The sequence below is a fragment of the Longimicrobium sp. genome (assembly GCF_036399935.1).
GTDB lineage: Bacteria > Gemmatimonadota > Gemmatimonadetes > Longimicrobiales > Longimicrobiaceae > Longimicrobium.
Map to the genome: position 1 here is coordinate 19,280 of NZ_DASWMD010000056.1, position 25,001 is coordinate 44,280.

A 25,001-nucleotide genomic window follows, 5' to 3' on the forward strand; every position below is an offset into this window, starting at 1 on the left:
ACTTCCTCCGTTCGCTTCTTCAACGTGCCAGTATTATCCGCAAAGTTCCTGCGGTTCAGTCCTATTTGGGCAATCTGTGGGCGCCCCGGCATAGGGCCCGTTTCGGCGGGGCTGCGCCGAGCGCGATTTTCGGCCGGTGCAGCCGCGATCGCCTTGTTGGCCGCCTCGACGGCCTTGGGCGCAGATCCGCCGTCGTTCCCGATCGGGAACGTGGCTCCCGCGGTGAGCATCGCGATGATCAGCTCGCCCAACCTGACGCTCGACAGCAACAAGCCCTGCCTGGAAGGACCCCGTGCCGCTTACGTGGCTTTCCGGGTAAGCAACTCCAGCGGCGTGCGCCAGACGAACCTCCGCGCGACGATCGCGGGCTTCGCCAACGGGATCGCGCTCGGGGGCGGGCAAGCAGCCGAGCAGTGGATCGGGGCGCTCGAGCCAGGTGCTTCGCGCATCCTGTACTGGTTCGTCGCGTATCCCTGCACCTTCGGCAATGCGTCGACGCTCACGGTGAGCGTCAGCGACCTGACGGCCGGCGTGACGACGGGCAGCGGCACGGTCACCACCTTCTCGATGGTGAGCGCACAGGCCGGCGGCGTGCTGATGAACGGCATCCTCGGGCCGGGCGCCGTGGTGGGCCAGACGATCGAGTTCGACGTCTACTACGAGTTCGGCGGCGTGAACGTCGGTGAGACGTACAACCTGCAGGTAGCCGGGAACCAGGACTTCAACGCCGGCTGCTTCCAGCTGATGAAGCTGCGGGTGGTGTCGTCGGGTGTGACGGCCTACCCCGTGGGCACGGAGGACGTCCCGTTCAAAGCGGCCACGCAGCAGCAGACGGGGTCGGGGAAGCCGATCACCGTGCGCTACTTCTTCCGGTATCTCTGCGCCGGAGTGACGTCGCGCGCCCGGCCGTACGGGAACCAGTTCAGCGGCGGGCAGCTGAAGTACTCGTCGAACTACGAGAGCTTCGTCGGTCCCAGCCTTCCCGCGGCGACCAACCCGTTCACCGTGTCGAAGACCGCGACGCCCCGCCAACTCCCCGCGGCAGGCAGTGTCACGTACTCGGTGACGATTACGAATCCGTCGGCGTTCGCGTCGGAGATGGACTCCATCATCGACCAGCTCCCCGCCGGAATGACCTACGCGGCCCTCACCGCGGCGAGCGGAGTGACGGCGGCCAACTCCGGATCCGTTCCAACCTCCGGCGCCACCGGGCGCCTGGCGTGGCGTGGCTCCACCGGAACCTCCTACGCGCTCCCCGCGGGCGGCTCCATCACTCTCCAGTACACGAGCACTGTTTCGGCCGCCGGCGAGTACGTCAACAACGCGGGCGGGTACGCGGGGCTCACCAGCCTGGGCACGGACGCCGATACGGTGATCGTCGGGACCGCCGATCTCGCTTCGACCAAGTCCGGACCCGCGACGGCGGTGGTCGGCGACACCGTCCGCTACGTGCTGACGACGACGAATCACGGCCCCGACCCGGCTCTCCGCGTCGTCGTCACGGATACGCTCCCCACCGGGGTCACCTTCGTCTCGGCCACGAACGCCGGCAGCGTCGCGGGCCGCGTGGTCACCTGGAGCGTGGGCCTGATGGCAGACGGTGCGACGCGGACGGATACGATCACGGCCGTCGCTCCGTCCTCGCTGACGACGATCACCAACATCAGTGCTTCCGCGGGGGCCACCTACGACCCCACGGGCGCGAACAACAACGGCACTCAGCCGTCGAGCAGGGTCGTCACCACGCTCAGCACCTCGATCGACGTCACCCCGAAGGGTGTCGCGTCTCCGCTCCCGCGGCTTCGCGACGTGGCGTACGAGCAGGTGTTCACGGTGAAGAACCTGTCGAGCGCCAGCGGCAGCTACGACCTGCTGGCGCGGCTGGCGGGAACGGCCGCCACCCCCGGCGTCTTCATCACGGTGGATTCGCTGCGGGGCCCGGGGATCACCTCGCAGACCCGGCCCGACAGTGCGCGGGTGACGCTCGCCGCCCGCAGCACATCGAGCTATACCGTGTGGTACCGCCTGGCGCCGGGAGACACGGCGATCAACCTGGAGCTCCTGCGCGCGCGCGCCGTCGCGGACACCACCCTCCGCTCCGAAGGGTGGGTGGACATTCGCCGCGTGTCCCCGGCGGTCACGCTGACCAAGCAGGTGACTCCCACGGGAACGCTCGCTCCGGGGAGCGACCTGACGTTCACCGGCCTGTTCAGCAACCGGGGCGAGGCGCTCGCCGCCGGAGTCATCCTGGTGGAGCGCGTTCCGGTCGAGGTCGACCTCAAGCTGGGGAGCGCGGGCGAAACCCTCCCATCGGGAGTGACCGCTACAGTCGAGTACTCCGTCAACGGGACCGACTGGACCTACATCCCCGCCTCGGCCGGCTGCGGGGCGCCAACGGGCTACGACCGCTGCGTGCGGCACGTCCGGTGGCGGCTGGCCGGCACCCTGCCCCCGGATCCCGCGACGTCCGCCGGATCGATCAGCTTCGTGGCCCGCATCAAGTAGATTTCCCGCGCAATTCCTGAGTTTCTCAACACTTCGACGGAGATGGAAATGAACATACGGAGCATCCTCCTCGGTGCCGTGCTCGCCTGCTGCGTGGTGGAGCCGGCAGCCGCACAGGGCGGCCAGGCAAGCCGATCCCCGCTGGCCGTGACGGTCGAAAACCGGACAGCCCGGGCAGAGGCCGACCGTGGCCAGGCCCGGTCCGACGAGCACGCGCGTCCCGGCGACGTGCTGCACTACCGGCTCTCGTTCCGCAACCCCGGCACCGCCAGCGTGCGGGGGGTCAAGCTGGCTAACCCCCTGGCGGCGGGGATGCGCTTCGTGGGCGGATCCGCGACCAGCAGCCGCAGCGACGCGCGGCTGGAGTTTTCCGCCGACGGCGGCCGCACGTTCTCGGCGCGGCCCATGGAGGAAGTGGCCGGTGAGCGGCGCCCGGTGCCTGCCGAGCGTTATACCCACGTTCGATGGACCATCGACGGCAGCGTGGCGCCCGGCGCCACGGTGACCGCCGAGTTCGACGCCCGCGTCGACGCGGGCTCGGCGCCCCCCCCCGCCCCGCGCGGGACATGATTTTCACCACGCAACACCCACCCACAGGAGAGGACCCTCCGACCATGAAGATGCTCAGGCGGGCGCTGCTCGCCGTACTTGCGCTGGCGCCGTTTGCGCTGGCCAATCCGGCCGCGGCGCAGATGACGCCCGAAGGTACCAAGATCAGCAACGTAGCCACCGTGGACTACGAGGACGAGAACGGCACGGAGTACCCGACGGTGGCCGACACCGTCGAGGTGACCGTCGGCTACCTGGCCGTGGTGGACGTCACGGGGCCGGGCACGCTCACGCCCAACAGCCCGACCACGGGCAACACCGCCAGCTTCACGCTGGAGAACAAGGGCAACGGCAAGGACTTCTTCAACGTGACCGGCGTCGTCCCCGGAACGGGCGTCAGCATCACCGGCTACACGTTCGAGGGCAACCCGTACGCAACGCTCGCCCTGCTGAACGCCGCCGTCCTCGCCGACGACAGCACCGCCGCGGGCGGCAGCATCACCGTGGGCGTCGTCTACTCGGTGGAAGAGGGCCAGGGTGGCGAGAGCATCGCCATCACGCTTACGGCCCGCTCGCACCGCGATGCCGCAGAGACGGACGACGACGTCGCGACCATCCAGCCGCCGGACCAGGACGGCGTCGAGGTGACCCCGGACAACCAGGCGATCACGCGCTTCCCCGGGACGCATACCGAGACGTTCACGGTGACGAACGAGGGCAGCGACTCCGACACGTTCACCCTGGGCACCAGCCCGGGGCCGGGGATCACCGTAGTGTCGGTGACGGGCACCGGCATCTCGGGGGGCTCGGTGCCGCTCGACGCCGGCGAGTCGGTGACGGTGAGCGTGGAGTACACCATCGACTTCACCATCGCGGCCGGCGGGACCACCGGCATCGTGCTGACGGCGACCAGCGCCGACGACACCAACGTCGACGACACCGGCGATTACGACATCACGATCACTCGCCCCAGCGTCGCGATGAGCAAGGGGGCGTACAAGCACGACGCCGTGAACGACGCGGCGGACGAGACCGACCCCATCACCACGGGCGAGGAAGTCCTCCCCGGCGAGGTGATCTGGTACAAGCTGTCGGTGACCAACAACGGCGACCAGGAAGCCGACGGCGTGGTGGTGACCGACGTCCTGCCCGGCCAGGTGACGTACGTCTCCAACGCGGCCGACGCCCCGGGCTGGACCGTCCTGTACAATGCCGGCACCGGCACGGTGACGGGTACGCTGACCGGTTCCCTGGCGGATGGCGCCAGCCGGTACTTCTGGATCAAGGTAACGGTCAAGTAACGTGATGGCTCTCGGGATGTGCATCTTCATGCGCACGGGCGCGGGTGGCCGTGGTAGCCGGGGGGCGGCGTTCGCCCTCCGGGGGTTGGCGGCCGCCATTCTGCTTGCCATGGTTCCCGCGGCTCGCGCCGCGGCCCAGGTCCCGATCGTGGACGTGGTGACCAACCGTGCGACGGCTACGTACCGGGGGCCCGAAGGGTCTCCGGGCGAAGCCGCCGCCACGTCGGTGGTCACCCTGCGGCGGACGGTGGGGGTGGCGCTTGCGCCACCCCGCTCGGCCGCCATCGCCCCGGGTGGCCGGCGCGTGCTTGCGCACACGCTGACCAACCGGGGCAACGGGCGCGACCGGTTCCTCCTGGCGGCCGCGGCGCCGGCGGGGTGGACGGTTGCGCTCCATGCGGACGTGGACGGCGACGGCATGCTGAGTGCCGCCGATTCCATCATTTCGACCGCCGTAGAAATATCTGCAGGGCGCGCCGTTGCTGTGCTTTTGGTGGCTGACGCCCCCGCGGACGCCGCGGAGGGCACAGCGGTGCAGGTGGACGTCTCCGCCGTCAGCCAGGCGCTTTCCAGCGTCCGGGCGTCGATCCGCGACCGCCTGGACGTGAGGGTGCTCCTGCCCCGGCTTCAGCTGTCGAAGTCGGTGGACCGTCCCCGCGCCACCCGCGGCGACACCCTGACCTATACGCTTTCGTTCGGCAACGACGGAACCGCGGCCACCGGCGAGCTGGTGCTCGCCGACACCCTCCCCGAGGGGCTCAGGCACGTGCCCGGGACGGTGCGGATGAATGGCGCGGCCGTTCCCGACGCGGGCATCGTTGCCTCCGTGGGCGGACGCGAGGTGCTGACGTTCTCCCTGGGGGCGCTGGAGCCCGGGGCCTCCGGCACGGTGTCGTTCCGCGCGGAGGTCGGCCCCGGGGCGGGCAGCCTGCGCAACGTGGCGGTGCTTTCGGGGGGCGACGAGGTGCCGGTTGCGTCCGGACCCGTGGTCACCGAGCTGGGCGCGCCTTCGCTGCAGCTGAGCAAGACGCACGACGGGGGCGACGCCGTGGGGCTCGGGGATGCGATCGTCTTCCGCATCCGCGCCTCGAACGCCTCGTCCGAGCACCTCGCCCGCACGGTCGTGATCAGCGACACGGTGCCGGTGGGGCTGGTGCCCGTCTCGGCGGGCTCGGGCGGCGTCATCCAGGGCCAGGTGGTCACCTGGGCGATCGGCGACCTGCGGGCCGGTGCTGCCGTCGAGGTGGAGGTGACGGCCCGGGTGACGGAGGAAGCCCGCGACCACGCGCTGATCAATCGCGCGGTGGCCGTGGGACTGAACGTGGAGGCGGTGACGGCCAGTTCGCTGGCGCTGCGCGTAGAAGCCCAGCGGCCCGGCGTGCTGGGGATCGCCAAGTCCGCCGGGGCTCTCGAGGCCGGACTGGGTGAGGCCGTGCCGTTCGTGCTGACGCTCCGGAACCGCGGCCTGGTGCCGATCTCCGGGATGACCATTCACGACGAGCTCCCCGCGGGAATGCGGCTGGTGAGGGAGGGCATCACCGGCGCCGACTTCGTGGCCGAGGCGAGCGGCACCGTGCGGTTCCACGTGGCCGGTCCGCTCGCTCCCGGCGCGGAGCACACCGTCCGCTACTCGGCGGTGATCGCCAACGCGCCTCGTGGCGCCGCGCGCCTGGGCAACCGCGCCCACGCGACGGGCGCCGGCGGACTGGTTCGCACGGACACGGCGGTGGCCTGGGTGCGCGTGCGCCGCGGCAACGCCATGGAAAGCCGGACTCTGCTCGGCAAGGTGTGGGTGGACCGCGACGGCGACGGCCGCCAGGGCGCCGGGGAAGCGGGGCTGAGCGGCGTGGAGGTGTGGAGCGCCGACGGGCAGGTGGTGACCACCGACCGTGAAGGGCGCTTCTCGTTCGCCGACCTGCGCCGCGGCAGCCACGTGCTGCGGCTCGACACCCTGAGCCTCCCCGCGGGAACGCGGATCGCGCCCGGCGACGCCTCCGTCCGGGTGAACGCCGACGGATGGACCACGCCCACGCTGTCGTTCCGCGTGGTTCCCCGCGGCGACGCCCCGCCCGCCCCGATGGCCGGCGGCGGGGGGATGCCCGCGCCCCCGCTGGACCCGGTCGCGGCGGCGATGGTGGCCCCGGCACGCTCGTCGGAGGAGCGCCGGGCGGAGGAGGCGCAGGCCTTCGTCATGGGCCCGCCGGTGCGCATCGCCAGCCCGGCCGACGGCGTGGTGCTCACCAGCAACCGCCTGAACGTGCGCCTCCGGGGCGAGGCCGGCGCACAGGCCCGGCTGTACCTGGGGGAGCGGCTGGTGGGCGAGGGCGTGCTGCGTCCCGACGGCACCTTCGACTTCGCCGGCATCCAGGTGGAGCGCGGGCCCGGCCGACTGAGGGCGTGGATGAAGAACTCGTTCGGGAACGAGCGCTGGGACAGCGTGTCGATCCACCGCACCGGCGCAGCCGCGCGGCTCGAGCGGGTAGACGAGCGGCCGGTGGTGATGCACGCCGAGAGCCGCGAGCTCACCACCCTGCCGGTGCGCGTGCTGGACCAGTGGGGCGTCCCCGTGGCCGACAGGCCGCAGCTGGCCGTGGAAGCCGCAGGCGCGGCGTTCGGGGGCACCGGTGCCCGGCAGCAGGTGCGTGCCCGTGTGGACGGGATCGCCGAGGTGCCGCTGCGCGCCGGCACGGGCGTGGGCACGGGCGAGGCCGTGGTCACCATCGGGCAGGCGGAGCTCCGCGTTCCGTTCACCGTCCTTCCCTCCGACCGGCCGCTCATCGCCACCGGCGCCGTGCAGCTGGGAGTGGGCGCCGCGCCCGAGAGCTACGGCGCCATGACCATGCGCGGCTCGCTCGGTGAAAAGACGGCGGTGAGCGTGACGTACGACTCGCGCCGCACCGATCCGCAATCCGAGTTCTTCGGCCGCGGCTACGACCCTTCGGAAGACGCCCGATACCCGACGCTCGGCGACGAGAGCGACCGCCGGACGTACGGCGCCGCGACCCAGGCGCTGTCCGCCCGCGTGGAGCACGGGTTGGACTGGATGGAGCTGGGAGACATCCGCACCGGCGAGTTCAGCGGCAGCGAGCGGCTGGGCGGCTACGGCCGCAGCCTGACCGGCGCCATGGGCCGCGTGGGTACGGGCGCCGTCGTGTGGCGCGCGTTCGGCAGCATGACGGACCAGGCGCTCGCCCAGTCCCAGCTCCGCGCCGACGGGACGACCGGTCCCTTCCGCTTCGGCGGGGCGGTTCGGCCGGGAACGGATCGGCTGGCGGTGGAAGTGCGCGCCCGCGACAACGCCGCGCGCCTGCTTCGTCGCGAGGAGCTGGTACGCTACTTCGACTACCAGATCGACTACCGCACGGGCGAGGTGATGCTCAGCCGTGCCGTGCCCTCGCAGGACGGGATGGGCAACCCGATCTTCGTGGTGGCGCTGATGGAGCGTCGCTCGGGCGGCGAAGCGCGCTTCGTGGGCGGCCTGCGGATGGAAACGAATGCGGCACGGCTGCTGCCGCGCCTCGGTGCCGATTCCATGAACGTCGCCCTCTTCGGCGTACACGACGCCGTGGGTGCGGGTGACGTTCCCGGCGCGGCGGAGCTGTTCGGGGCCGAGATGCGCATCCGCCGGGGGGGCCTGCAGTTCGGCGGTGAGGTCATCCGCTCGCGGCGCCCCGACTCGGCCTCCGTGGCGGGCCAGGCGCACCTGCGCTGGGAGCTGCCCGGGGAGCGCGTCGCGCTCACCGCCGAGTGGCTGCACGTGGGCGAGGGCTTCGCTTCGGCCATGAACCCCCGGCTGCGGTCGGGGCTGGAGGAGCTCCGCCTCGGCACCGAACTGCGCCTGGTCGCCGACGCGCGCCTTCGCCTTCAGCACGAGCGCCAGGAGTTCCACGAGTTCGGCGTGCGCCGCCAGCACACCACGCTTTCCGCCGAGCGCAAGGTGGCGGGCCGGCGGGTAAGCGCCGAGGCCGGCCTGCTGAGCGACGCCCAGCAGGCGGGCACCTCCTCGATGGCGCTGGGAACGGCGCGCCTCGCGCTGAGCGAGAGCACGGAGATGTGGCTGGAGGGGAGCCGCCAGATGCAGTCCGCGCACGAGGGCGGCTCACTCCCCGACCAGGTGGGGCTCGGGATTTCGCAGGCGCTGATCCCCGGGCTGCGCGCCGAAGGCACCTGGCGCTGGGCGCGGCAGAACCGCGACTCGGCGGCATACATGGTGTCCGGCCTCAACCTGAAGACGGACCTGGGAATGGGCGCCCGCGCCTGGGGCGGGGTGGAACGCATCGACGCCGGCGAGGTGGCCCACGCCGCCGTCCTCGGGTGGAACCAGCGCCTGACCTTGCGGGACGGCTGGACCGTCAATGCGCTGGTGGAGCGGCACATGGGCCTCAGCCGCGCGCCGCTGGCTGACCCCGTGCGGGCCCTGCCCTTTGCCCAGCCGGAGCGGGAGCGCTGGTCGGGTGCGCTCGGGGTGGACATCCTTCCCGCCACTGGCGCGCGCCTGGGCTACCGCGGCGAGTTCCACGACGGCGAACTGCGCACGGGCTGGCGCTTCGACCTGTCGGGCGACGTGTCGCTCGGCCGGTCCGGCGCCCTGCTGACGCGGCACGACTGGATGGAGGACGTGCGGAAGGACGGCCCGCTGGACCAGCTCACGCGCAGCGAGCGTTCGATGGTGGGGCTTGCGGTTCGGCCGGCGCGGAACGACGCGTGGAACGTGCTCGCCAAGCTGGAGTGGCGGTACGCGTACAACCCGCTGGCGTCGACGGTGCTGGACGGCTCGCGGCGCGAGGAGCGGCTGATCGCCGCGACGGACGCCATCTGGGCGCCTGTCGATGGCCTCTCGTTCGCCACCCGCTACGCCGTGCGACGCACCATGGCGCGCGACACCGCGGCGGGTGCGGGCACGCTGCGGTCGCTGGCCCACTACGTGGGTGGGCGCGTGGAGCGCGACGTCGTCGGCCAGCTGCGCGCACGGATGGACGCGCGGCTGCTGGTGGAAGGGATGACCGGTGCGCAGATGTGGAGCGCGGCTCCGTCGCTGACGCTCGGCCTGGTCAACGGGCTGGAGGTGGAGGGCGGCTACCGCTTCGGCACGCTCGAGGACGCCGACTTCGCCCGCAATGGCCAGAAGGGCTTCTTCGCGGTGCTGGGGATGCGGTTCACGGAAGGCACGGCCGCGTCGATCGCGGATTTCTGGAAGGAGCGCGTCTTCGCCGACGACTTCGGCGGCGCCCCGGCCCGTGTGAGCGCGCCCCCCGCGGCGGCGCCTGCCCTACCCGCTTCGCTGCTGCCGCCGGTCGCGCCGGCTCCCGTGCAGGCCGCTCGTAAGTGTGGCGCGATCTGCGTGGCTCCCGCCCTGGAGCGGCCCATCGGGCGCATCGCCGCCCTGGCGCTGCCGGACTCCGCCGCGCACACGGTGGATGCGTCCGACGCCTCGCCAAGGGATCTGCCCACGCGGGTGGCGGCTGCCGCTCGCGGTTCCGGCACGCCCGTCCGCGGGCGGCCCGCGCCGGCTGCGGGCGTTCGGTCGACGGACCGGCGCGTTGAAGAAGTTCGGCCCGAGTCCACTGGCGACGAGCGTGGTCAGCCGCACCTCCCGGAGCTGCCGCGAAACGAGGCTTCAGCGCGGCCCGTCCGCCGGGCCGTCGTGGGCGGCGCCGCGGGTCTGCTGATGTCCGGGCTGCTCGCTCTCCTCTTCGTCGCTCAACGGCGCCGGAAAGGGGACGGGGTGTCGGGTCCGCGCCAGGACGATTCGGCGGCAGCTGGGGGATGATCTGGAGTGAAGCTGCCTGCCGGGTTCAATCCGGCTCGCCGGGTTCCGCGCGGGGTTCGGCCGCGACGCCCAGGAGCGCGTGGAGCTCCGCGAGAAACTGCCGGGTCGCTTCCGTGTTCATGGAGTAGATCAGGCTCCGTCCTTCGCGCCGCACGTTGATCAGTCCGGCGAGGCGGAGAATGGAGAGGTGGTGCGATACCGTGGAGATCGCAAGATCGAACCGGTTCGCGATCGCCCCGGCGGACGCGGGCGAGGAAGACAGTACGCTCAGGATCTCGCGCCGGGTCTGGTCGGCCAACGCTTGCAGGGGAAGAGCGAGCATCGATCGGAGGGGGTGCTGAAGCGTGTTTCCGTGGAGCCGTCATTTCGATGAGAGCGGAAACATAGTCGCAGGTGGCAACCCGTACAGCAAGCGCCTGGAGCATGAAGCCGCGCGAGGCCACGTCCAGCGCCGCCAGTGGGCCGTCTGGAAGCGTATGGCTGGGCTGCAAAGCAGGCCGGGGCGTCGTGCGCTCCGCGCGGAACGCTACCGGCCGCGCGTCGTGCGGACACCGTCCGCGAGAGTGTCCAGCGGTTCGACCGGAGAGGATCGTGGGACGTAGACGAGCCCATCGAAGCTCGTCCCCGGAGCGAACTCCCGGACGGCGTGCCATTCCCCCCAGGCCTGGCTGAACATCGCTCCAACCCAGTGCATTCGGGTGCTCCGCGCAAGCCATCTCCGCACCTCCGGCGGCCCGGCTCCCGCGGCGACGAGGCTGACGAAGAACGGTTCGCGGCACACCTGCCCGAGATCGCCGTCCAGGGTGCCTTCCGCAGCCGGCGCGACGCCGAAGACGCGGAGGGCGCCCGCCGTCGAACCAACGTCCTGGGCCAGAAAGCTCCCCCCGCCGAAGCTCATGCCCACCGCGAAGTAACGGGCCCCGATCAGGGATCGCAGCACACCTCCCGTGGTCGTGGGGCCGAGCGAGTCGCGGGCGGCCGCCACGTGCGCGTTGTGCGCCAGAAGCACGACTCCCGTGCCCGCTGGCGCCGAGTGCAGGACCGCGAGCGTGTTCTCGGCCATGATGGCGTCGCGCGTCCGGTCCCTTGAAGCAGCCCCGCTGTTGAAGGAAGCGAACTGGATCAGCGCCGTGACGGCTCGGACCAGGGGCTCGGCGGTGCCGGGATTGGCGGCTTCGATTCGGTGACGCCGCGAAATCAGGTGCTCCTGCAGACCGACGAGGGACGGGCGGACCGAAGCGGGAAGCCGGGAGGATCCAAAACGCGCAGCTTCGCGGTCTGCCGCTTCCAGCGTGTCGAGGGCCCCGCGGGCAGCGACGGCGAGCTCCGTCGGGATCGATCCGTCGTCGTCCAGGTACGCTCGTATCCGCGCGGCGTAGCCCTGGACGTCCTGGGGATCGACGCCCACGATGCGTACCCTCCGATCACCCTCCACCCCCTGGTTGTAGGTGCGGAGGTCGTCCAGACGGCGCGCCATTTCGGCGGTGCGCGGAATCCAGAACGCCTGGTTCAGAAGCACGGAGCGCGCGTCCTCGCCGACGGCACCCTGGATGTAGGCGTCCAGGCGCTCCCCTTCGGCCACGCTCCCCTCGAGGGCCACGCGAACGAAGCCGCGGCTGCGCACCAGGTGCATCGTGATCTGGCGGCGGACCTCCATGAACTCGCGCGAGCCGTGGGTGGCTTCGCCCAGCGCGACGACGCGTGCATCGCCGAACATCGCAGTGTCCTCGGCCGACAGCGACGCGAGCGGAATGGCACGCCCGCGCAGCCAGGCCGCCACGGCCGAACGTTCTCCCCGTTCCAGGGCCAGGCGCCGGCGATTGGCCGCGGGCGTCAGGGTTTTCTCGATCCGGATTCGGTACCTCCCGCCGCGCGGCCCCGGCTGGTACTCGCGCACCTCGACGACGTAGCGTCCGCGGATCGCCGTGCCGATGACCACGCGTTCCTCGCCGGCTGCGCCGGAGGGACCGTCGACCTCGTCCACCACCACTCCGGCCGGGGAGCGCAGCGCCACTACCGCATCGACCCCCAGCTGCTCCACGCGCAGGTCCAGGTAGCCTCCGGCCGGCAGGTGAACGGCATACCGGTGTCGCACGCCCCCGCTCAGGGCGGCTTCCACGGGGGCTCCGGGCACCAGGAGAGTCGCGTCCGGCACCTGCGGCTCCAGGGGAGCGGGCCGGAGCAGCACGAGCAGCAGACACGCGGCCGCGGGCAGCGGTGCACGAGGCCAAGGCGGGATCACCGCACCACCCCGGCGCTTTCGAACAGCTCGTCGCGCAGGAGCCCACCGTCCAACGGCACCACGTAGTAGTCACCCGCGTAGCTCTGCCCGAACCCCCGGTACCCGGCCTGCTTCAGGCAGTCCGCCACCGGCAGCGTCTCGTTGCCGTCCACGTAGCGCCGGAAGAAGTCGTCCCAGCTGGTTCCGGTGGCCGCCGCGGCGGTGCGGACCACGTCGTCGTACGCGACGGCGGTGCCGGGGACGCCGAACCGTTCGTACAACGACCGCATTACGTCGTCGAGCGAATGGCTTCCGCGCGACGCCGTGCGGATCTGCATGTCCAGGCAGAGGCCGATGGTCCAGCCACCGTCGTACACGCCCAGGCGGTACGTTCCCTTTCGGGTCCCGGCGGCCCGGAGCGTCACCCCGTCGAATGCCGGTGCCGACCGGAAGTACAGGTACCGGCCGAGGACGTGTTCCATTCGCCGGATGAACTCGCTCTCGCCGATCAGCCCGGCTTTCGCGAGGGTGCGCGTGGCGTAGTAGTCGGTCACGCCTTCGCTGAACCATTGCAGGTCCGACGCGCTGGCGGCGTGGATCGCGTGTCCGTTCCAGGCGTGAAACAGCTCGTGCGCGAGCGTCTGCGCCCAGCCCAGCCGGTTGTCCGGAAGCAGGTCCTCGGCTTCGCTGAACGCGGTGCTGGCGGCGTACGCCTCGGCGTCGGGCTCGGCCGCACGGAAGACCGTCATGAGGTACTGGCTCGGCGGGGTGGAGGGGAAGATCCTGATGAATTCCTGGAGCACGGGGCTGAGCGCTCCCTCTATTTCAGCGCGGCCCGACGCCGCGGGCCCGAGCAGCGCGAGCTGAAAGGTGAATGCTCCCGCCCGGATGGTCGTCGGAGGCACCGGTCCGACCACAAGCGAGTTGTTGATGAGGCTGTTCCGGTCGCGAACGTCGAATGCACCGGGCACGCCGAGCACCGCGGCCCATGGCGCGGCCACGTGCCAGCCCGCCGGCAGGCTGAACTCCACCCGCCGGGGGCCGGTCGCGCTGCTCGTTACGAACAATGCCTTGGATACGGTGAAGAGCTGGCCGTCGGCGTACAGCGAGGCCTGTTCATTTCCGTAGGGCCAGGGGAGGGCGGCGTACGAAAGGTCGACCGTGTACTCGACGTCCACGACGCCGGGCGCCGGCTGGCCCAGGCGCCATACCGCCGAGTCGGGGACGGCGGCGGCGGCGATGGGCCGGCCACGCCGATCCCTCACCGTGAGGCCGTGGACGTAGTGCGCCCACCCGCGGGGATGCATGTCCGCGCCCCAGCCCGCCATCTCCAGCCTGCCGTCGGCCACGGGGAGCCTTGCGCGCACCCGCGCCAGCAGCGGCGAGGATGCCGCGATGGAAACCTGGTACTCCGCCGGGGTTCGCTGCGCCTGGCCGGCTGCGTCGGCCGCAAGGCCGGCGAGCACGGCCGCGACGACGGCAACCATGTGGAAGAGCGGGCGGCGGAGGGTCATCGGGAGCATGGTGGTTCCTGTTCCGAGGGTGAACGCGTCCCGGGATGTGCGCATCGCGGGAGGGGAGGGCTACTCCTTGAGCCACATCACGGGGTCGGAGTATGCTGCGCGCCGCGCGGGGAGATAGCTGGCCAGGAGGGCGGCGGCCCCCACGAGCAGCGCAACCGCGGCCAGGAGTACGGGATCGTTCGCCCTGACCCCGTACAGGTGGGCAGAGAATGCGCGGGTGGCCGCGTGCGCCAGCACCAGGCCGGCCGCTACTCCGGCGGCCGTCAGGACCATGCCCGTGCGCATCGACGAGATCACGATTTCCCGCGGCGACGCGCCGAGCGCCAGCCGGACCGCGAACTCGCGGGTCCGCTGGGCGGCTTCGTGCGAAACCACGGCGTATACGCCCACGATCGCGATCACCGCCGTGATGGCGGCGTACACTCCCACGAGGACGGTGGCGAGACGCCGGGAGGCGCCCTGCTCGGCGATGAGGCCGGCCAGCGTCCGGGCACCGTATACCGCGAGCTCCGGGTCCACGCGCGCCACCGCGGTGCGCGCAGGCCCCAGGATGGACCGCGGACCCCCGTCCGTACGCGCCAGGATGCCGAGCCAGCGCCGCGGGTACTGCGCCTGCGCGAAGTAGATCTGCCCCCCGCCATCTACGTCTCTCCCATAGTGGCGCACGTGCCCCACGACGCCGACGATGGTGGCCCACGAAGAGTCGCCGGGCAGCCGCACGCGACGGCCGATGGGGAGGCGGCCGGCCGTCACCCGCTCGGCGAACCGCTCGTCGACGACGGCCACGCGGGGTGCGGAAGCACCGTCGAGCGGCCCGAAAACCCGCCCCCGGATACGGCGGATCGCGAGGGTGGCAAAGTAGTCGGGACTGACGACGAACCGGTCCACTTCAGGGAGCACGTCCCCGGGGCCGGCCCAGCCCTCGACCTCCACCCCGACGCGGTCCCATTCACCGGAGAAGGGCACCAGGCTCGTCGCCGCCACAGCGGTTACCCCGGGGAGTGCCCGCACCCGGCTGACGATCTCCGCCCCCGCGGCGGCCACCAGGGTGTCGGGGTACCGGCTTTCGGGGAGGCTCACGGAAAAGGCGAGGACGCCCCGCGCACCGACGCCGGGGTCGTTTGCCTGGACGCGCGCGAAGCTCTTGAAGAGCAGGGCACCGCAGGACACGAGTGCAAGCGCCCCCGCCAGCTGTGCCCCCGCGAGGGCGTGGCGCAGGCGGCCGCGCGGCGCGGTGCTGCCGCGTGCACCCGGAAGCAGCACCGCGTGCAGGTCCCGGCGGGTGGCGGCGAGCGCCGGCAGAATTCCCGCCGTGAGGCCCAGGACGAGACTGAGCGACACCGCGCACAGGACGACGCGCGTGTCCAGCCCGATGGCGGCGGCGCGCAGCTCGCGCGGGCCCAGCCACCCGGTTGCGCGTACCGCCACCATTCCCAGCCCCAGCCCCGCTGCCGCACCCGCAAGGCAGAGCAGCCCGCTTTCCGTCAACAGCTGCCGTACGATGCGGCCGCGGGTCGCGCCCAGCGCGGCGCGTACCGCGATCTCGCGTTGGCGAGCAGCGCCCCGTGCCAGGAGCAGGTTGGACACGCTGCAGCAGGCGACCAGGACCACGAGGCTGGTCATGGCGCCGAGAAGGATGAGCGGCTTTTCCGAGTCCCGGGCCAGCTCGCGGCGGAGCGGCGTCAGAACGGCTTTCATGCCGCGGTTCTCGGGGTATTCACGGGCGAGGGTGGCCGAAACGCGAGCCAGCTCTTCGCGGGCCGCGGCTACCCCGACACCCTCACGCAGGCGGGCAAAGACCCGCAGCGACCGGGAGTCGCGCGTTTCGTGAGGATGGCGGACGAAGCTCCCCCACAGGTCGCCCCCCAGTTCGGCCGGGCCGCGAAACCCGGGGGGGAGCACTCCCACCACCCGGAACGAAGCGCCGTTCAGGGTTACCCTCCGCCCCACGATCGAGGAGTCCGCGCCGAAACGCCGCTGCCAGAACGCGTGGCCCAGAACGATCACACGTTCGCTGGCCGGAAGATGGTCGCTGGGCACCAGGGCGCGTCCGATCGCGGGGTGCACGCGGAGGACTCCGAACAGGTCAGCCGTGACCAGGGCACCTGAGACACGCTCCGCCGGACGGGTTCCGGACAGGGTGGGGCTCCACTCGTCCACGACCGCCAGCGCGGCGAAGGAGCGGGCCCGGGCTTTCCATTCGACCGAATTGTCGTACGAGGTCACGGGCCGAGTGCTCGCCCCCGCAACCGGCGCTTCACCGAGTACGACGATGCGATCGGGGGAGTGGTAGGGCAGAGGCCGGAGAAGGAGGGCGCTCACCGCGCTGAACACGCCCACGGAGGCACCGATCCCGAGCGCCACGAGCAGGACCGCCGCCGCCGCAAAGCCCGGCGCGCGCCGAAATGCGCTCAGCGCGTAACGCGTGTCGTGGATCACGTCTTCCAGCTTCCCGAGCCCGCGCGCGTCCCTGCATTCGTCCTTGAACCGTTCCACGCCGCCAAAGGTGATGAACGCCTGCCGCCGCGCCTCCTGGGCCGACATGCCCGAGCGCATGAACTCCATCCTCAGCATTTCGAGGTGGAACTCGACCTCGGCGTGCAGGTCCGTTTCGTAGACGTCTCGTCGCCACAGGGTTCGAACGCGGCGGGGGAGGTCGGCGATCCAGTGCATGGAGGGCTACGGCGCCGTGGAAAGCACGAGGCGCACCGCTCCGGAGTAGCGGTTCCAGCGCGCGATCTCCTGCGCCAGCTGTGCGTTTCCCGCGGTGGTCAGGTGGTAGTACTTGGCTTTCCGGTTGTTCTCGGTGTCCTTCCATTCCGCGGCGATCCAGCCCCGGTTCTCCAGGCGGTGGAGGGCCGGGTACAGCGAGCCCTGGTTCACCTGCAGCACGTTCCCGGAAAGCTGCTGGATGCGCAGGACGATTCCCCAGCCATGGAGCGGTTCCAGGGACAGGGTCTTCAGGACGAGCAGGTCGAGGGTGCCGGGAAGCACGTCCGGCGACGAATCGGTCATCTGGACTCCTCTAGGGCATCTAGGGGAAATACTAACGCCCCTCCCCTAGACAGGCAAGGGGAGTCGGGCGCAAGTTTGGGTTCTCGCCGAGCTTTCCTCGCGGTGGCCAACCGTTTGCGGCGGGCGGCGTCTCACCCGTCGTCCCGCGGAGCGCTCCCCCCAACGACGAACGCATGACTACGCAGCCCCTGATCCGCCTGGACGGCATCAGCAAGGTGTACCACGCCGACGAGGTGGAAACCCACGCGCTGGCCGGCGTGACCCTGGAAGTGCGCCAGGGCGAGTACCTAGCCATCGCGGGACCCTCCGGCGGCGGAAAGACGACGCTGCTCTCCATCCTGGGGCTGCTGGACTCTCCTACGTCGGGCGAGTACCACCTGGACGGGCACCCGGTGGCGCGGCTGACGGCGGCGCAGCGGGCGCAGGTCCGCAACCGCCGGATCGGGTTCATCTTCCAGGCCTTCAACCTGATCGGCGACCTGACGGTGCAGGGGAACGTGGAGCTGCCCCTGGCGTACCGGAAGATGCCCGCGAGCGAACGACGCCGGGCCGCGGCCGAAGCCCTGGAGCGGGTGGGGATGGCGAATCGGCTGAACCACTACCCCGGCCAGCTTTCCGGCGGGCAGCAGCAGCGGGTGGCGGTGGCGCGCGCCATCGCCGGCCGGCCCGCCGTCCTGCTTGCGGACGAGCCCACGGGCAACCTGGACTCGGTGAACGGCGCGGCGGTGATGGGACTGCTGCGCGAGCTTCACGGGGAGGGCGCCACCATCTGCATGGTCACGCACGACCCTCGCTACGCAGAGCACGCCCAACGCACCGTTCACCTGTTCGACGGCCGGGTGAGCGAGGAGGGTCCGGGGTGAATCAGCGCATGAGCTCGTAGCGGCCCCGCACGCCTTCCGATCCCGGGAAGATGCGGTCCGCCTGCGCGCCCGTGAGGTCGAAGGTGCCGGCGACGGCGGCCTTGAGCACCGCGCGGGTGTCCAGCGTGGGCCGCAGGTCGCGCCCCTCGTACAGGGCGGAGTCGCCCAGCCCCGGCCAGTCGGCCAGGACGGCCGACCGCGCGACCCTGGGGCCGATCAGGAATCCCGCCCCCGCCGTGCCGTGGTCCGTTCCGCGCGAGCCGTTGGGGCGCGCCGTGCGGCCGAACTCCGTCATCACCACTACGGTCGTGTCGGCCCAAGCGTCCTGCATCTCGGCGCGGAACGCCACCAGCCCCTCCGCCAGCTGCCCCAGCAGGCGGTCCAGCGCCCCGCCCGCCAGCCCCTGGTTGGCGTGCGTGTCCCAGCCGCTGAACTCCACCGCCGCCACGTTGGGCCCCGTGCTCTGCCGCAGGATGCGCGCGGCGGACCTCAGCAGCGGCGTTACGCCCCCGCGCCGCGCGCCGGCGCCGGCCATCTCCTCCTCGCCCACCAGCTCCTGCTGCTGGAGCGCCGCCTCGAAGCGGTTGTGCAGCGTGCCGTCCGCCCGATACAGCACCGCCAGGCGGTCCAGGTACTCGTCGGTCACCGCGCCCAGCTGCGTGGGCGACCAGGTCTGCACCTCGTGCGCGCCGGCCATGGACCGCGGCATTCCCGAGGCGATCGCGATTCCCGAGCGCTCCCCCGGCATGATCTGCAGCAACCGGTTGAGCCAGCCGTCCGACGCGCCCACCGGCCGGTCGAGCCCCGTCTCGAGGATGGCCTGCCCGTCGAAGTGGCTGCGGGTGCGGTAGGGGATGGCGATGGCGTGCAGCGCCACCATCTCGCCGCGGTCCCAGAACTCGCGCAGCGGCGCCAGCCCCGGCGCCAGGCCGAAGACGGGGGTCAGCGGCACCAGGTCGCTGTCCCGAAAGGCCAGCGGCCCCCGCAGCCCCTCGTACGCGGGGTCGCCGTACGGGACCACGGCGGCCAGCCCGTCGAACCCGCCGCGCAGCAGCACGAACACCAGCCGGCCGCTCTGCCGCACGTGCGCGAAGCTCACCACGGGAAAACCGAACGTGGCGATCCCGCCGGAGCACATGGACTTCAGGAACTCGCGACGGTCCATCGCTACCTCCACTGGAAGGCGGGCGCCGCGATGGCCAGCGCGATTCGCTCGGCCGGGGCGATGCGGCTGTCGGCTAGCATGGCGCGCATGGCGTCGGCGGCGGGGGCCTCCACCACCTCCAGCAGCGCGCGCGGGTCCGGCCCCGTGCCGGCCATGCGGCGGCCGAGGGTGCGGGCCAGCTCGGCGCGGTTGAGGAGCGCGTCGGGGTCTGCCCAGTCCTGCATGGTGTCGCCGAACCCCTTGGGCGCGGCGGGCGACCAGAGCGGGTGCCGCAGCTGCCGCAGCGCGCGCGCCAGGTTCTCGCCGGCCCCGGGCACGCCCAGCGCGCGCAGGGCGGCCACCAGCCAGTCCTGCGGCGTGCGGAACTTGCGCGTGCCCTCGCTCCACGCCTCGGGCAGCTCCACCAGTGCCGCGGAGACGGCGCGCAGGTCGCCTTCGCTGTCGCGGAACACGCGCGCGACGCGCTCCACCGCGGAGGGGGGCGGCTGGTCGGAAACGAAGTGGGCGACCAGCTTGCTGGCGACGAAGGTGGCCGTGGAAGGATGCCGGCAGAGGGCGCGGATGGCCTGCTCTCCCTCGTCCACGCCGGCTTCCGGGTAGCGCCGGCCCAGCAGCGTCTTGGGGCCGGGCTCGTGCTGCGCGGGGCGGAAGGCGAAGCGCAGCGGGCCGGGCGCGTCGTCATCACCGCTGGCGCGCCGGGCTCCCGGGCCGTACAGCCCCGCGACCGTCCACCCGGTGAGGATGCGCGCGAGCTCCACCACGTCCGCCTGCGCGTATCCGCCGTCCACTCCGAGGGTGTGAAGCTCCAGCAGCTCGCGGGCGTAGTTCTCGTTCAGCCCGCGCTGCACACCGCGCCGCGCCCGTCCCGCCGCGGGGGACGCCGGGCCGACGGACTGGTGGTTGTCGAGGTAGACGAGCATGGCGGGGTGCCGCGCCGAGGCCAGCACCATCTCCTCGAAGCGGCCCAGGACGTGGGGGCGCACCACCTGGCGCTCGTAGCCTCCCGCCAGCGGCGCCACCAGCCGCTTGGCCCCGGCCGACACGCACAGGTGGTTGGACCAGAACGCCACCAGCCGCTCCACGAACGGCCGCTCGCTCCCGATCCGCTGGGCGAGGGCGGCCCGGCTCTCGTCCTCGGCGATGCCCGCCAGCCGGCGGCGCGCCTGCTGCCGCTCCTCTTCGCTGTAGACGGCGCGCATGCCCACCGTGCGCAGGGCGGCGGCGATGTCGGCGGGGACGGCGCTGGCGGGCGCGGGCAGCTCCGGCGGCGCGCCCTGCAGCTGCGCGCGCAGCCACCCCCGCGCGTCGCCGATACGCGCCCGTTCGCCCACCCGCGCGCCCAGGCCGAAGCGGTTCAGGGCCCGCAGCGCCGCGTCACTCGCCATCTGTCTCCACCGCGGGTTCGGGAGGGATTTCCACCGCGCCGACGCGCCTGCACCGGAATATACATCCGTCGGGCCGGATGTGTTGGGGATTCGGGGACCTTTGCTCCCACGTGCTCACGATACGTAAGCGGGGCCGTCCCTTGCCTGGACGGCCCCGCTTTGATGACGATCGGATCTGGACGTTTCGACTGTTCCCGGCGCATGCCCCTGGCGGCCCTCTCTCCCCGGCCCTCTCCCCCGCAAGCGGGGGAAAGGGAGAATTCGACTGCACTTCGGCAGGTGTGGCGTGCGTGCAGGTGAAGCCCCGAACGGGACGCGCCAGCGGCCCGTGTCGGGCTTTCCGCTTTTCCAGCCGCGGGTTCACCCGCCGTGGACGGGGCGCACGGATCGGGTTGCATGCGCTCCGAAACCTACTCGCCCCCACGCCACCGATATGATCCGGCAGCCCCGCGCGTGGCTCGGGGCCAACCGCTTCCCGTGACGGTCCAATCAACGAGACAGTAGGAAAGCGTCAGCAGACGGATTACACTGCGGCAAGGTACTTTTTATCGGTTGGATTCAAAAGGAAAGGCTTCTATGATCAAGTACCGTCTTCGCTCCCTCATCGTGCTTGTGGCCGCTATCGGCGGCGTCGCGATCCCGGCACGCTCCCAAGGGCATACCGTAGTAGACACGTTCCCGGTAATTCTTTCGGCCAGCGGCGGGATCAGCCGAGGCGCATACCAGGCCGGAGTGAACTGGGCTCTGGTTCAGGTCTTTCGCGGGTCGCGGGATCCGGACTTTCGTGTTCGGCACAACCTGCGGGGCGCGTACCGTGTGGCGCTGGCCACCGGTGCTTCGGCCGGCAATGTGAACGCGACATTCTCTGCCATAGAAGATTGCATCGCGGATACCGGCGCCGCGCCCGATAGCAGCCTCTTCTGGCAGTTGTGGGCGCACACGGGATGGAACCAGCTTTACGACCCCGTCATTCCCAACCCTAGAACCGACTCCTCCGTTCTCAGCCGCCGGTATGTCGAGGACGTGATTTTCGACGCGGTGGACCGGCGGATGGAAGCACCTGGCGCAAAGGCAGGCTGCGATATCCCGATCGGCATTACGCTCACCAAGGTTGGGCGCGACAGTGTTGTGATCCGGCCTGCCACTCAGCGCGGCGGGGGCGCTATAACCGCTGCTACGCAGCGAGTGGCTACAGTATTCAGCCTCCGCGAGCGGAACGGGCGCCTCGTTTTTGAGTACCCGGACGAGAGGATGTGGAGAGACTCGGCGTTGGGGAAGGTGATCCTGGGACCCGCCGTGGCGGGTACGGAGCAGATTTCGCGCTTGTGGGTCAAACACGCGATGCAAGCCTCGGGCGCGTTTCCCATAGCGTTCCAGCCAGTGCACCTGGAATACTGGGCGGCTGATCAGTTGGATGCACGGCGGCAGTGCGCAGACGGAGGCCGAAGCTGCTTCAGCGGCGCTGTGTTCATCGACGGTGGCTTGTTCGACAACAATCCGCTGACACTGGCGCTCGACATGTACAATCAGCATCCGGGAAGGGTGCCGGGGTGGGAGCAGCACACGCGCGTCATTTACATCGACACCGAGAAGGTCCGTGGCGACGCCGCGAGAACGGCGGTGCAGCGTGACGAAGCGTTGCCGCCAGCCGACCGTGGCCTTGCGACCCTTCTTCAAGTCGCCGGCACGGCGGTCCCGGCTGCCCGGCAATATGAGTTGCAGTCACTGGCGCGAACGTTGGCGCGGGATTCACGGAAGGACTGGATCGAGGTTACCACTCGTTCACGGCCGATGATCGGTGGATATCTGGGAAGTTTCGCGGCCTTCCTTGGCAAACCCTTCCGCGAGTACGACTTCTACGCCGGGATCTACGACGGGCTGCAGTACGCCGCAACGTCCATGACCGCCTGCGACGCCATTTCCAAGGAATCCGAAGCGTGCCGAGCCCGTGTGCTTCGTGGACTGATCACGGATTCGACCATTCCGTTCGGTGACCTGGCTCCGCACGTGCTACGATCGGCGTATGCTGCGGAGTACCACGACTCCATTCGTGGGGCTATCCCGAGTCCGTCAGACTCGGTTGGGCGCGCCCGGCTGGTGCTGCTGAAAGCGATGATGTCGGCCGCTGACGAGTTAGTGCAGAACACTCGCCCACGTTCGTGGGACAACGCGGTCAATTGCGCCGCCCGGTCGTGGGAAGAAACACTTCTGTGCACGGACGGGTTCGAATTCTTACTCGATTCATTCAGGCGATCCGCAGGTCCTGAACTCCGCCGCTGGCGTAACCACCCCGATTGTGTACCTGCCGCTTGGCGGCGGCCGGAGAAATGCCCGGCCGAGCAAACCTTCGTCGATTTCATCCACTCACCTCGTGCGGCGGTACGGTGGATATCTGCGCGGCTGATTCACCAACTTTGGCGAGTAGAAGACCGACTTGCGAATGATCCGAGTACGAGACCCCTCGCTCGCGAGGATCTCACGGAAGTAATCGACTTCTTCTTCAACGCGTTCGCGACACGCAGGCCGGCGAAAGCGGGGCTGGATCTGGACCCGTCATCCATCCAGAGCGTCGGTCAGCACACCGGTCGCCGGGTCATGAGCGTGCTCCCGTATTCCTTCAGCGTCCTGGACGGCGGAATGGAACTGGGTTGGCGTCCCACCCTGAACACGCCTTCGACCAGCCTGGCGCTGACCATGCCGCTCTCTCTCGGGTACCGCCCTCTGAACGGACGATGGGAAATGACGCCGGGCTTGGGGCTGCTCTGGAGAACACCGTGGAACTGGATCTCGGGATTGGAGATCAGCGGTCAGCAGATCAACAGCTGGCGTCAACAAGGGAATGAAACAGCGAACGCGCGGGCGGTGGGAGCCACTCTATATCTGTTCGCGGACCGGTTGAGATTCGGAGCCCGGTCTATCGTGGAACCGAATGAACGGATTCAGGACGGCGACCGCTTTGGGTTTTACGCCGGGCTCAACGACGTGAACGGAATGCTCTACTGGATTACCCATTTCTCCTTCCTCGAGCGCGGGTCGCGGAAGGTGAGCCCACCCTCGCCTCGAAGTGGAGACGTCGCAGACGGAATTCCGCAGAACTGAGTTCGGGGAGCCGGGGAAGATCCGTGCGTGCCGCAGCAGCGCCCGGCCGGTGCGCACCGGGCTTATCGTTGCGCAGACGTGGCGCGGCTCACGGAGCGCGAGTTGATCGAGCCGTACGCCGACGCCCTGCTCGAACTGTCCGAGGAGCCACACGGCATCGCCAAATGGTAGAGCCCGCCGGGCATCCCGGCGGGCTCTCGCCAATGAGGCTTGGTGCCTGACGTCAGTGGACGGCGGGCGCCGGTGTAGCGCCCTGTGCGGCACGGCCGCGGGCGGTCCACAGCGAGGCCGCGATGGAGCCGCCGATGAGGGTGGCGATCACCGCCAGCGACACCGCCGTGGGCACCTTCACCACGTCCAGCAGCAGCATCTTGCCGCCCACGAACACCAGCACCATCGACAGGCCGTACTTCAGGTACACGAACTTGTGGACCACGCCGGCCAGCAGAAAGTACATGCTGCGCAGCCCCAGGATGGCGAACACGTTGGAGGTGTAGACCAGGAACGGGTCCTTGGTGATGGCGAAGATGGCCGGAATGCTGTCGATGGCGAACACCAGGTCCGTGAACTCCACCAGCAGCAGCACCAGGAACAGCGGCGTGGCCACCCGCTTTCCGTTCTCCACCGTCCAGAACTTCTGGCCGTCGTACCGCGCGCTCAGGGGAAGCCAGCGGCGCGCCGTCTTCACCACCACGTTGTTCTCCAGGTCCACCGCCTCGTCCCTGCGCACGGCCATCTTGATGCCCGTCAGCAGCAGGATGCCCCCGAACACGTAGATCACCCAGTGCCAGCGCTCCAGCGCGTACGCCCCCGCGCCGATGAACGCGCCGCGCATGACCAGCGCGCCCAGGATGCCCCAGAAGAGCACGCGGTGCTGATAGATGGACGGCACGGCGAAGTACGAGAAGATCAGGGCGATGACGAAGATGTTGTCTACCGCCAGCGACTTCTCCACCAGGTATCCCGTCAGGAACTCCAGCCCGGCCTGCGGGCCCGCGTACACGTAGACGGCGAGGTTGAACAACATCGCAACCGTCACCCACACCGCGCTCCACGCGGCCGCCTCCTTGAGCTTCACCTCGTGCGCGCGGCGGTGGAACACCCCCAGGTCCAGCGCCAGCATCAGCAGCACGAACGCGTTGAAGCCCACCCAGAACCAGATGCTCGTTGCCACGGGACCCTCGTTGCTGTGGGGCCGCGCTGCGGCCCGGTACGATTCCACGTGGTCTTGCCCGGAACGGACCCGTCCGTCCTCGCCGGCCGGGGGCGCATGGGCACCCCGGGGTGGCGGCCGGCGGCTCCGGCGCCGCGCTGCGCGACCGGATGGCTACTCCCCACAGCGGCGAATCTGTGGGGGATTCCGCTGGCCATCAAGTTCAGCCTTTTAGCCTTCACCCGTCTCGATGCTCTACTGGCCCATCGTCCTCGCTTGCCGTAAGTGCTTGTTGGGGAGGGACTTGATGATGGAAGAAAGAGCGGGAATCATAAGCGTGGATTATGGATCAGTTCGAATCTATGCAATTGAATCCGCTCCGACGCGAGGGCGGGTGGCCGATCCGTGGATACGAAGAGGCCCCCCGGCACGGGCCGGAGGGCCTCTTCGTT

At 70.4% G+C, this 25,001-nt stretch carries 15 protein-coding genes; 7 read left to right on the top strand and 8 right to left on the bottom strand.

The window, feature by feature from the left end:
* The first annotated feature begins 222 nt into the window (after positions 1–222).
* From VGB24_RS17310 to VGB24_RS17325, 4 genes are all read left to right on the top strand, one after another.
* Positions 223–2,505 (top strand): DUF11 domain-containing protein, encoded by a 2,283-nt coding sequence (locus VGB24_RS17310; protein ID WP_331074201.1) that lies wholly within the window; start codon positions 223–225, stop codon positions 2,503–2,505.
* Between the two features lie 48 nt (positions 2,506–2,553).
* Entirely contained in the window at positions 2,554–3,075 is a 522-nt protein-coding gene (locus VGB24_RS17315; protein ID WP_331074202.1) for a hypothetical protein, read from the top strand.
* 44 nt (positions 3,076–3,119) lie between these two features.
* Positions 3,120–4,355 carry a hypothetical protein gene (locus VGB24_RS17320; RefSeq protein ID WP_331074203.1) on the top strand — a complete coding sequence of 412 codons (1,236 nt, stop codon included), beginning with the start codon at positions 3,120–3,122 and terminating at the stop codon, positions 4,353–4,355.
* A gap of 85 nt (positions 4,356–4,440) precedes the next feature.
* On the top strand, positions 4,441–10,125 hold the full coding sequence (locus VGB24_RS17325) for an SdrD B-like domain-containing protein (protein WP_331074204.1): 5,685 nt from the start codon (positions 4,441–4,443) through the stop codon (positions 10,123–10,125).
* Positions 10,126–10,150: 25 nt separating this feature from the next.
* Here VGB24_RS17325 and VGB24_RS17330 read toward each other — a convergent pair whose 3' ends face one another.
* The 5 genes from VGB24_RS17330 to VGB24_RS17350 all read right to left on the bottom strand — a co-directional run bounded on the left by VGB24_RS17330 (position 10,151) and on the right by VGB24_RS17350 (position 16,884).
* Complete coding sequence (locus VGB24_RS17330) at positions 10,151–10,447, bottom strand: metalloregulator ArsR/SmtB family transcription factor (protein WP_331074205.1); 297 nt, start codon at positions 10,445–10,447, stop codon at positions 10,151–10,153.
* Between the two features lie 204 nt (positions 10,448–10,651).
* Entirely contained in the window at positions 10,652–12,244 is a 1,593-nt protein-coding gene (locus VGB24_RS17335; RefSeq protein WP_331074206.1) for an erythromycin esterase family protein, read from the bottom strand.
* 119 nt (positions 12,245–12,363) lie between these two features.
* Entirely contained in the window at positions 12,364–13,869 is a 1,506-nt protein-coding gene (locus VGB24_RS17340) for a hypothetical protein (protein WP_331074207.1), read from the bottom strand.
* A gap of 60 nt (positions 13,870–13,929) precedes the next feature.
* On the bottom strand, positions 13,930–16,542 hold the full coding sequence (locus tag VGB24_RS17345; protein ID WP_331074208.1) for an ABC transporter permease: 2,613 nt from the start codon (positions 16,540–16,542) through the stop codon (positions 13,930–13,932).
* A 6-nt stretch (positions 16,543–16,548) separates the two neighbouring features.
* A complete protein-coding gene (locus tag VGB24_RS17350) occupies positions 16,549–16,884 on the bottom strand; it encodes a PadR family transcriptional regulator (RefSeq protein ID WP_331074209.1) in 336 nt (111 codons plus the stop codon).
* 173 nt (positions 16,885–17,057) lie between these two features.
* On the opposite strand from VGB24_RS17350, the gene VGB24_RS17355 reads away from it, so the two are divergent.
* Positions 17,058–17,747, top strand: a complete 690-nt coding sequence (locus VGB24_RS17355; RefSeq protein WP_331074210.1) for an ABC transporter ATP-binding protein — start codon at positions 17,058–17,060, stop codon at positions 17,745–17,747.
* A 1-nt stretch (position 17,748) separates the two neighbouring features.
* Here the strand turns inward: VGB24_RS17355 and VGB24_RS17360 are convergent, their stop codons facing one another.
* Positions 17,749–18,912, bottom strand: a complete 1,164-nt coding sequence (locus VGB24_RS17360; protein WP_331074211.1) for a DUF1501 domain-containing protein — start codon at positions 18,910–18,912, stop codon at positions 17,749–17,751.
* Positions 18,913–18,914: 2 nt separating this feature from the next.
* Positions 18,915–20,297, bottom strand: coding sequence for a DUF1800 domain-containing protein (locus VGB24_RS17365; protein WP_331074212.1), 1,383 nt, complete (start codon positions 20,295–20,297; stop codon positions 18,915–18,917).
* Positions 20,298–20,873: 576 nt separating this feature from the next.
* On the opposite strand from VGB24_RS17365, the gene VGB24_RS17370 reads away from it, so the two are divergent.
* Complete coding sequence (locus VGB24_RS17370; protein WP_331074213.1) at positions 20,874–23,396, top strand: patatin-like phospholipase family protein; 2,523 nt, start codon at positions 20,874–20,876, stop codon at positions 23,394–23,396.
* A gap of 27 nt (positions 23,397–23,423) precedes the next feature.
* A complete protein-coding gene (locus VGB24_RS17375; protein ID WP_331074214.1) occupies positions 23,424–23,567 on the top strand; it encodes a hypothetical protein in 144 nt (47 codons plus the stop codon).
* Between the two features lie 52 nt (positions 23,568–23,619).
* On the opposite strand, the gene VGB24_RS17380 is transcribed toward VGB24_RS17375, so the two are convergent.
* Positions 23,620–24,570 carry a TerC family protein gene (locus VGB24_RS17380; protein ID WP_331074215.1) on the bottom strand — a complete coding sequence of 317 codons (951 nt, stop codon included), beginning with the start codon at positions 24,568–24,570 and terminating at the stop codon, positions 23,620–23,622.
* Positions 24,571–25,001 lie beyond the last annotated feature (431 nt).